The sequence below is a fragment of the Vibrio splendidus 12E03 genome (assembly GCF_000272105.2).
In the GTDB taxonomy this organism is placed as follows: domain Bacteria; phylum Pseudomonadota; class Gammaproteobacteria; order Enterobacterales; family Vibrionaceae; genus Vibrio; species Vibrio splendidus_I.
In genome coordinates this window covers 44,740-54,980 of record NZ_AJZD02000137.1, presented here as the reverse complement: position 1 = coordinate 54,980, position 10,241 = coordinate 44,740, and the positions used below count along the sequence as shown (strand labels likewise).

At 44.6% G+C, this 10,241-nt stretch carries 7 protein-coding genes; all 7 read left to right on the top strand.

Annotated features, from left to right (window positions below; genetic code table 11):
• Positions 1-1,034 (top strand): penicillin-binding transpeptidase domain-containing protein (locus A142_RS10500; RefSeq protein WP_019824384.1); only part of this gene is annotated, 1,034 nt, incomplete at its 5' end.
• 38 nt (positions 1,035-1,072) lie between these two features.
• On the top strand, positions 1,073-3,406 hold the full coding sequence (locus A142_RS10495) for a patatin-like phospholipase family protein (protein WP_019824383.1): 2,334 nt from the start codon (positions 1,073-1,075) through the stop codon (positions 3,404-3,406).
• 272 nt (positions 3,407-3,678) lie between these two features.
• Positions 3,679-6,267: a bifunctional aconitate hydratase 2/2-methylisocitrate dehydratase gene (acnB, locus tag A142_RS10490; RefSeq protein WP_029405579.1), complete on the top strand. Its 2,589-nt coding sequence runs from the start codon at positions 3,679-3,681 to the stop codon at positions 6,265-6,267.
• A gap of 298 nt (positions 6,268-6,565) precedes the next feature.
• Entirely contained in the window at positions 6,566-6,934 is a 369-nt protein-coding gene (locus tag A142_RS10485; RefSeq protein ID WP_019824378.1) for a YacL family protein, read from the top strand.
• 239 nt (positions 6,935-7,173) lie between these two features.
• Positions 7,174-7,512 (top strand): P-II family nitrogen regulator, encoded by a 339-nt coding sequence (gene glnK / locus A142_RS10480; protein ID WP_004738200.1) that lies wholly within the window; start codon positions 7,174-7,176, stop codon positions 7,510-7,512.
• A 27-nt stretch (positions 7,513-7,539) separates the two neighbouring features.
• Positions 7,540-8,769, top strand: coding sequence for an ammonium transporter (locus tag A142_RS10475; RefSeq protein WP_017059420.1), 1,230 nt, complete (start codon positions 7,540-7,542; stop codon positions 8,767-8,769).
• Positions 8,770-9,064: 295 nt separating this feature from the next.
• A complete protein-coding gene (locus A142_RS10470) occupies positions 9,065-10,078 on the top strand; it encodes a Fe(3+) ABC transporter substrate-binding protein (protein ID WP_019824377.1) in 1,014 nt (337 codons plus the stop codon).
• Positions 10,079-10,241 lie beyond the last annotated feature (163 nt).

Sequence of the window (10,241 nt, the reverse complement as noted above, 5' to 3'; positions counted from 1 at the left end):
ACAAACGGGAAGCTGCGGCTATTGCCGTGGATAGAAATACCGGTGAAATCCGAGCGATGGTCGGTGGTAAGCGTACTGGCTACGATGGCTTTAACCGTGCCTTGAACGCGAGTCGTCCTATTGGTTCTTTGGTTAAGCCTGCAATCTACTTAACCGCCTTAGAACAACCCCAAAAGTACACGTTGGCGACAACACTGAAGGACACGCCACTGAGCTTGAAAGGCAGTAAAGGCAGCGTATGGAGCCCAAGAAACTTCGATCGTAAGTTCCGCGGAGATGTGCCCTTGTATGTGGCGCTTTCTAAGTCTTACAACGTACCTACCGTTCGTTTGGGCATGCAGTTAGGCATTGATAGCGTCTCGGATACGATTGAAAAGCTGGGTGTCGATAAAAATGAGATACGCCCAGTGCCGTCGATGTTTTTGGGTTCGTTCTCACTGACTCCGTTCCAAGTAGCGCAGATGTACCAAACCATTACCAACTCTGGTCGTATCGCACCTTTGTCTGCTCTTCGTTCTGTGGTTGATAATGATGGCGAGGTTTTATATCAATCAATCCCTCGCGTATCGCAAAGTGTTGATCAGCAAGCTGCTTGGTTAACAACTTATGCGATGAAGCGTGGTGTATCGGAAGGTACGGGTCGTTTCCTACAAGGCCAGTTTGCTTGGGCAGGGTTAGCAGGTAAAACGGGCACCAGTAATGACAGTCGAGACAGTTGGTTTGTTGGGGTTGATGGCCGTGAAGTCACCACCATCTGGCTAGGGCGCGATGATAATAAGCCGACTAAACTAACGGGCTCAAGTGGTGCGTTACGTGTCTATGCCGATTATCTTAAACATAGAACTCCGGAGCAATTATTACTGCCTTGGCCGAATGGGATTACGACGGCCAGTTTTACTCGAACTTCTGAAGGGGCTTTAGAGTTTGACTGTGATGGTGCGGTGAAACTGCCTGTTTGGGATGAGAATGGAAACATTAAAAAGGGCTGTGAAAGTCAACCAAAACAGTGGCTAAAGAAGCTTTTTCAGTGGTAAAGTCATAACAGAAAAGAATGACAAGGATAGTTTAAAGAATGATTTCTCGTTGGATAGTGAGCGGCTTAGGCATTGTGGGTACTGTAATCAGTTTTCAGCTGTTTGCATCTACCGCGACACAGGTTGATCAATCTCAGCAGGCTGAACAAGCTCATAAAAGACCAACCGTTGCTGTCGTTCTTGCTGGTGGTGGGGCAAAAGGTGCAGCTCACATTGGTGTGCTTAAAGCTCTAGAAGAGATGCAAATCCCGGTTGATTATATTACCGGTACCAGTATGGGCTCATACGTTGGTGGTCTTTATGCGACAGGGATGAGCGCAGACGAGATCGAGAGCTTTATTTATACGGTCGATTGGAATCGCGGTTATCGTGATCGCGTTAACCGTAGTGATCGCCGTGTACGTGACAAAGAATATGAAGACCGCTACCAACTGAACACCGATCTCGGCTTAGGTTGGGGCGAAATCAAAGCAAGGAAAGGGGTGGTGCAAGGCCAGAATATGTTACGTATTCTGCGTGAGACCACAGGTAATCTATCCTCATTCGATTCTTTCGACCATCTTGCGATTCCATACCGTTCCGTCGCAACCGACATTATCGAACTTGAAGAGGTGGTCATCGACCATGGTCACCTTGTTGATGCCATGATGGCCAGTATGTCAGTTCCCGGAGCGCTTCCCCCTTATGAGCTAGATGGTCGAATGCTGGTTGATGGTGGTGTCACCAATAATATGCCCGTCGACGTAGCCAGAGCGATGGGTGCAGACATCGTCATTGCGGTGGATATTAGTACCAACTACAAAGGCAAAGATGATTTCACGAATTTTCTAGCCGCAGCTGACCAACTCTCTAATTATCTTGTTCAACGCAGCACCCAAGAGCAAGCTGAAACACTCACAGACGATGATGTCTTCCTGCGCCCAGATGTTGGGGAAATGGAGACGACAGAATTTGATAAAATGCCATCGGCTTTCCTCGCGGGTTATGAAGCTGCTAAGCAGCATACTGATGAACTTTCTAAGCTATCGCTCTCAAATGCCGATTATCAGCATTATATCGAGGACAAACAAAAAGCACGCAGACAGCTGAAGCACGGCGATAAGACCGTCGTTGACCGAGTTGTTATCAATAACAATACCCACTATTCCGATAAGCTGATCGAAAACCGTTTAAACCTAGATTCCGGTAAGATCTTAAAGACCAGTGAAATTGAATCTAAAGTGCAAGACCTCTATGCACTGGATAGATTTGAGTTGGTCACTTATGAGTTTGATAATGTTGACGGTGAAGAGCAACTTACGGTGAATGTGGATGAAAAGTCTTGGGGGCCAAACTACCTCAACTTTCGTTTCTTTCTTGAAGATGATTTCTCTACTACTAGCCAGTACTCGATCGGTGTCTCCGCCAACTTTACCGATATCAACTCGCACGGTGCAGAGTTAAGAACCAATATCGAGATGGGTACGGATAAACGAATTGAGGCCGAACTCTACTCGCCATTCTTTTCGAGTCAAAAATTGTTCACTTCTGCATCGGTTGTTTATAGCAAGGAAAACAGAAATCTACCGGTAGATATTGACGATATTGAAGAGCCGACACTGGACGTAACGAAAGACTACTTTCCAATGACCTATAGCGAGTATGTCGGTGAATTAGCGTTAGGCTATCAACCTACCTTATGGCAAGAGCTGAAGTTTGGTGTTCGTTATACTGATGGGGATGTTGAGGTGGCTTCTTTACCTTCGTTAGGTAATGGTGGTTACACGCGTATTGGTGGATTTATCAATTATCGATTGGATACTTTGGATAACTTCAGCTTGCCAACTGAAGGTTATTTTGTTGATTTAGAATACCTTGTTTCTCATGATGACTTTCAGAATGATAGCTCGATTAACGAAACAGAGTTGACGTCTGAGAGCGATACGGTTTATGAGTTTTCGGCTAATTTAATGGCAGCAAAGAGTATCGAGAAGCATACTTTAGTCGCAAAGCTCGATTACGGTATTGTAGAGAGCAAAAATTCGATTTTCCCTATTGATCCCAAAGAGCTTGGTGGCTTCTTAAACCTATCAGGTATTCCAAGGAACAGTATGATTGGTCAGAACTTGGCGTACACCAGCCTTATTTATCGTTATAAGTGGTTTGAAAATGACTTCGGCCTCTTTGAATCACCATTCTACGTGGGTGCATCCATTGAGCATGGTGGTGTTTGGTCGAACAATGATTTGAGTATTGATGAAGCGCCAATGTACACCGCGGGTTCTGTTTTCGCAGGTGTCGATTCACCAATCGGGCCGATCATTTTAGCTTATGGCCGAACCGAAGATAATTTCGATTCGGTGTATCTGATTGTAGGTACGTCCTACAAATAATCATGCGCAGAGTCGCCATTTAAGTGCGTAATTAGGCAAAAATAGTGGGACTTTCGTCTTAACTTGCTATGTTGGTCAAAATGATAAGATTTTAATTTAACGTTAAATTTGCTATTCTACCGCCCACAGTTTGGCCTCTATGACGCCGCTCATCAATACAAATTGAATGACAAAAATGGCAATGGAGAGCCAAGTTTCCAAGGATGTTCACTTCTTTATTTTACTAACAATTATGAAGGGAAGAAGTGAACCGCAATGAGAGGAAAAAAGTCGTGCTTGAAGCCTACCGTAAACACGTCGAAGAACGTGCTGCCGAAGGAGTTGTTCCAAAACCACTAGATGCTGAGCAGGTAGCTGGCCTAGTTGAACTTCTGAAGAATCCACCTCAAGGTGAAGAAGAAATCATTCTTGACCTACTAGAAAATCGCATTCCACCGGGTGTAGATGAAGCCGCTTACGTAAAAGCTGGCTTCCTTACGGCTATCACTAAAGGTGAAGTAGCTTCTCCACTAGTAAGCAAAGCAAAAGCTGCAGAATTGCTTGGTACCATGCAAGGCGGCTACAACATCGAATCTCTAGTATCTCTACTAGACGATGCTGAGCTTGCTCCAATCGCTGTTAAAGCTCTATCTCATACTCTACTGATGTTCGATGCGTTCTATGACGTAGAAGAGAAAGCGAAAGCTGGCAATGCATCTGCACAACAAGTGCTTCAATCTTGGGCTGATGCTGAATGGTTTACAGCGAAAAACAAAGTAGCGGAAAAGATCACCGTTAAAGTATTTAAAGTTACCGGTGAAACGAACACCGATGACCTATCTCCAGCGCCTGATGCATGGTCACGTCCTGACATCCCAGTACACGCGAAAGCGATGCTGAAGATGGAACGTGATGGCATTACTCCAGATGAACAGGGTAGCGTTGGTCCAATCAAACAAATTGAAGAAATGCAAAAAGATGGCATTCCACTGGCTTACGTTGGTGATGTTGTTGGTACAGGTTCTTCACGTAAATCGGCAACAAACTCAGTACTTTGGTTTATGGGTGAAGATATCCCATTCGTACCAAATAAGCGTACTGGCGGTGTTTGTCTTGGTGGTAAAATTGCACCAATCTTCTACAACACAATGGAAGATTCAGGCGCACTACCCATTGAACTGAACGTACAAGATATGAACATGGGCGACATCATTGATATCTACCCGTACGAAGGTGTTGTTCACAAGAACGGTTCTGTGATTTCAAACTTTGAGCTAAGCAAAGTACTTCTTGATGAAGTGCGTGCTGGTGGCCGTATTCCACTGATCATCGGTCGTGGTCTAACGGGTCGTGCTCGTGACGCTCTAGGTCTAGAAGAAACGGATCTGTTTGCTAAACCAATCGACCCATCTGCATCTGATAAAGGCTACACGCTAGCTCAGAAGATGGTTGGTAAAGCATGCGGCGTTGAAGGTGTGCGTGCTGGTCAGTACTGTGAACCTAAAATGACGACAGTCGGTTCTCAAGATACGACCGGTCCTATGACTCGCGATGAGCTTAAAGATCTGGCGTGTCTTGGTTTCTCTGCAGACCTTGTAATGCAGTCTTTCTGTCACACATCGGCATACCCTAAACCAGTCGATGTAAACACTCACCATACGCTACCTGATTTCATCATGAACCGTGCGGGTGTTTCACTTCGTCCGGGTGATGGCGTTATTCACTCATGGCTAAACCGTATGCTTCTTCCTGATACTGTAGGTACAGGTGGTGACTCGCATACTCGTTTCCCTCTAGGTATTTCATTCCCTGCGGGATCTGGCTTAGTAGCATTTGCTGCGGCAACTGGCGTTATGCCTCTTGATATGCCTGAATCTATCTTGGTTCGCTTTAAAGGTGAAATGCAGCCGGGTATCACGCTACGTGACCTAGTACATGCAATTCCTCTTTACGGTATCAAGCAAGGTCTACTAACGGTAGAGAAAGCCGGTAAGATCAACGAATTCTCTGGTCGTGTACTAGAAATTGAAGGTGTTGAGCACTTATCTGTTGAGCAAGCATTTGAGCTTTCTGATGCATCTGCTGAGCGTTCTGCTGCAGGTTGTACGGTTAAGCTATCTCAAGAGTCTATCGATGAGTACCTGAACTCGAATATCGTTATGCTTAAGTGGATGATTGCTGAAGGTTACGGTGATGTTCGTACGATTGAGCGTCGTATCACAGCAATGGAAGAGTGGTTAGCGAACCCTGAGTTGCTATCTGCTGATTCAGATGCGGAATACGCGCATGTTATTGAGATTGATCTTGCTGACATCGATCAACCAATCCTATGTGCACCAAATGATCCAGATGATGCTCGTCTTCTTTCGGACGTTCAAGGTACTGAGATTCAAGAAGTGTTCATCGGTTCTTGTATGACGAACATCGGTCACTTCCGTGCTGCAGGTAAGATGCTAGAAGAGTTTAACGGCTCGCTAAACACTCGCCTATGGGTGGCTCCGCCAACGAAGATGGATAAAGACCAACTGACAGAAGAAGGCTACTACGGCATCTTCGGTCGTGCTGGGGTACGTATCGAAACTCCTGGCTGTTCACTATGTATGGGTAACCAAGCTCGTGTTGCTGATGCTTCGACGGTTATGTCGACGTCAACGCGTAACTTCCCGAACCGCTTAGGTAATGGCGCGAACGTTTATCTGGCTTCTGCTGAGCTTTCTGCTGTTGGCGCGATTCTAGGTCGCATCCCAACGAAAGAAGAGTACTTAGAGTACGCTGAGAAGATTAATGCAACGGCTGCTGATACATACCGTTACCTGAACTTCCATAAAATGGGTCAGTACACGGAAAAAGCAGACACGGTTATCTTCCAAGAACCAGCTTAGTTCCTCGTTATATTTGTAGCTGCAGCGTTGTTGACTGCGTACGTTCACCGGAGCGCCGGCCGCCCTAATCACATAGAGCTTCTATGCTCATAGGGATGAACGAACTTGTCGCCTAACTGCAACTCCAACTATTTAGAGGAACCCAAATGATAGAACGTCTACTTCGGTAGGCGTTTTTTTATGTCCGAATACTGGACGACGAGCGACTCGATCTCTTGATGACTTCGCTATATACTCTCGCCTCATTTTTGCCACAACCCTTTTATTGAGCCTCTTTTTATTAGAGCTTTGGAGTCTTATGGAATTCGAATTTACTAGAAACACTCTAATGGGTGAATACTATGTGAAATGCAGCATGGGCCATGAGATTGTTGGCCGTTGGCTTCAAGAAGAGATCGGTAAAGATAAGCAAAAATTAGATCATGTGATGGCGTTGATTGAGCAATCTCGACAGGACTTGAGCAATGAAGTGACGTTGCTTGGCAAAGAGATTAGCCTTGCGATTAATGAAGACGAAGTAACGATTCAAGAAAACGTGTTAGCGCATGAGCAAGAGATGGAAGAGGGCAGTGAGTTCGACTTCTATAACTGTGAAAGCCAAGCAAGCTGTGGAATCGACGATTTCGAACTGCTCATCGAACGCTGGATGGATTTTTTAGGTTACTAGTCGCTAATACCTATTTGTTAGTCACTCAGAGCTTTGCAGGCTCCGTTGCCCAAAACTGGAGCAACAATAGTGCAACGCATTAAGATAGTGAAAAGGCCGCACCATATTGGTGCGGCCTTTTTCGTTGTTACGACCTTATTATATTAATGTTGTTTAAAATCAATAATTTAACTTTTTGGCACGCTACTTGGATTGTAATAAGAGAATTAACGGATTAAGTAAGAATTTAAGGAACGAATATGAAATTAATAAATGCCATTGTTAAGCCATTCAAATTAGACGATGTACGCGAAGCGCTCTCTGATGTGGGTATTGAAGGTATGACTGTTTCTGAAGTGAAAGGCTTTGGTCGTCAGAAGGGACACACTGAATTGTATCGTGGTGCAGAGTACCAAGTGGATTTCCTACCAAAAGTTAAGCTAGAGATTGCTACCCAAGCTGAGAATGTTGACCGAGTTGTTGAAGCGATTAGCCAAGCGGCACACACCGGAAAAATCGGCGACGGCAAAATTTTTGTGTATGACCTAAGCCAAGCCGTACGAATTCGTACTGGTGAAATGGATGCTGAAGCACTTTAAAGAATTACAAGGACTGGAGACTTTAATATGGAACTTACAACAACAGTAACGGAACTACGTTACGCACTAGACACTTTTTTCTTCCTCATTTCAGGTGCGTTGGTAATGTGGATGGCAGCAGGCTTCGCGATGTTAGAAGCTGGCCTAGTTCGTTCAAAGAACACCACAGAAATTTTAACTAAGAACATCTGTTTGTACGCAATTGCTTGTACAGCTTTCTTAGTGGTTGGTTACAACATCATGTATGTCGACAACGGTGAAGGCGGTTGGTTGCCATCATTTGGTACTCTAATTGGTACACAAGGTGAAGGCGCAGACCACTCACTAGAATCAGACTTCTTCTTCCAGGTAGTATTCGTTGCAACAGCAATGTCTGTAGTATCTGGTGCGGTTGCTGAGCGTATGAAGCTTTGGTCATTCCTAATCTTCTCTGTAGTACTAACAGCGTTCATTTACCCCGTTGAAGGTTACTGGACTTGGGGCGGCGGTTTCCTATCAGAAGCGGGTTTCAGTGACTTCGCAGGTTCAGGTATCGTACACATGGCTGGTGCAGCAGCAGCGTTGGCTGGTGTTCTACTACTCGGTGCTCGTAAAGGTAAATACGGTAAGAACGGTGAAATCTACCCGATTCCTGGTTCAAACATGCCACTTGCAACGCTAGGTACATTTATCCTTTGGTTTGGTTGGTTCGGTTTCAACGGCGGTTCTCAACTGATGGTTTCGGATTTTGAGAACGCAACAGCAGTAGGTCAAATCTTCCTTAACACTAACGCAGCAGCAGCAGCGGGCGCAATTGCAGCACTGCTAGTATGTAAAACAACTTGGGGTAAAGCAGACCTAACAATGATTCTTAACGGCGCGTTAGCGGGCCTAGTTGCAATCACTGCAGACCCTCTATCACCATCACCTCTATTTGCTGTAGCGATTGGTTCGGTATCTGGTGCATTGGTTGTATTCAGCATCATCGCTCTAGACAAAGCTAAGATTGATGATCCAGTAGGTGCTATCTCTGTACACGGTGTATGTGGTTTCTTCGGTCTAATGGCTGTGCCACTAAGCAACGCTGATGCAACGTTTGGTGCTCAGCTAATGGGTGCAGCGGTCATCTTTGCATGGGTATTCGGTGCTAGCCTAGCAGTATGGGCAGTGCTTAAAGCAACAATCGGTATCCGAGTAACGGAAGATGAAGAACTTGAAGGTATGGACATGCACGATTGTGGTGTCGGCGCTTACCCTGAGTTTGTATCAGTAAAATAATCAACAGTCGTCGCCTAATCTGAATGGGTTAGGTTAGACAAAGAAAGCCCCGCAACTCTTGTTGCGGGGCTTTGTTGTATTTACGGTTGCACAATATATAAACACGAACGTTGAAGTTAGGCTCATTGTTTAAGGGGAATGACAAGACACAAAGTTGAAATGGTTTGTTACAAAAGTGAGAGTTTGAATGGTCTGAGTAGACGGATTTTTTGTTGGTCGTCATTGTAATTATGTTAATGATGAATATAATAACGCAACTGATAGACATTATCATTTCGATATAAAGGATTTTACAATGAAGAAACTGCTAACACTTTCAGCTCTAGCGTGTGGTGTAATTGCCCCGACAGCAATGGCTGCGGAAGAAGTAAACGTATACTCTTACCGTCAACCTTTCCTTGTTGAGCCAATGTTCAAAGAGTTCACAAAAGAGACTGGTATTAAAGTAAACGTTAAGTTTGCTAAAAAAGGTTTAGCAGAGAAGTTAGCTCAAGAGGGTGAATACAGCCCAGCTGACGTTGTCTTAACTGTAGATATCAGCCGTCTATCTGAATTAACTAAACAAGGTCTAGTTCAATCTGTAGAGAGCGATGTACTTGAAAAGAACATCCCTGCTCAATACCAAGATACAGATAATGAGTGGTTTGCTCTAACAACTCGTACACGTAGCGTTTATTCTTCACGTGACCGTGTTGGTCGTCTAGGTGAAGAGTTCACTTACGAAGATCTAACTAAGCCTGAATTTAAAGGCAAAATCTGTACTCGTAGCGGTAAGCACCCATACAATGTTTCTCTAGTATCTTCGATGATTGCTCACAAAGGTGAAGCTGAAACGAAAGAATGGCTAGAAGGCGTAAAAGCAAACCTAGCACGTAAGCCTCAAGGTAACGACCGCGCGCAAGTTAAAGCGATTAAAGAAGGTCTATGTGATGTTGCTCTTGGTAACAGCTACTACCTAGGTAAGATGGTTAATGATAAAGAGCAAAAAGCTTGGGCTGACTCTGTTTACATTAACTTCCCTAACCAAGAGACTACAGGTACTCACGTAAACATCTCTGGTATGGCAATGGCTAAATACTCTCCAAATGAAGAGAATGCCGTTAAGCTAATGGAATTCCTATCTGGTAACACAGCACAAAGCATGTACGCAGAAGTGAACTACGAATACCCAGTGAAAGCAGACGTTAAACCTTCTGAGCTTGTTGCTTCATGGGGTGAATTCAAAGCTGATACAATTTCTCTAGATCAGATCGCTGACCACCACGCAGCAGCAATCAAGCTATTAGATGAAGTTAAGTTCGATCTTTAATTTATTACTGTAGGCTTCGGCCCAAGTAAAATGACAACCTCAAGTCGCCATTTTCGGTCACTTGGGGTTGTTTGTTTTTGGAAAATCACTTTTTGATACAAAGCTCGTCGTTGATCCCTTGAGTTATTAGCATCTCACCTTGAAGTCGTTACAGTATATGGGT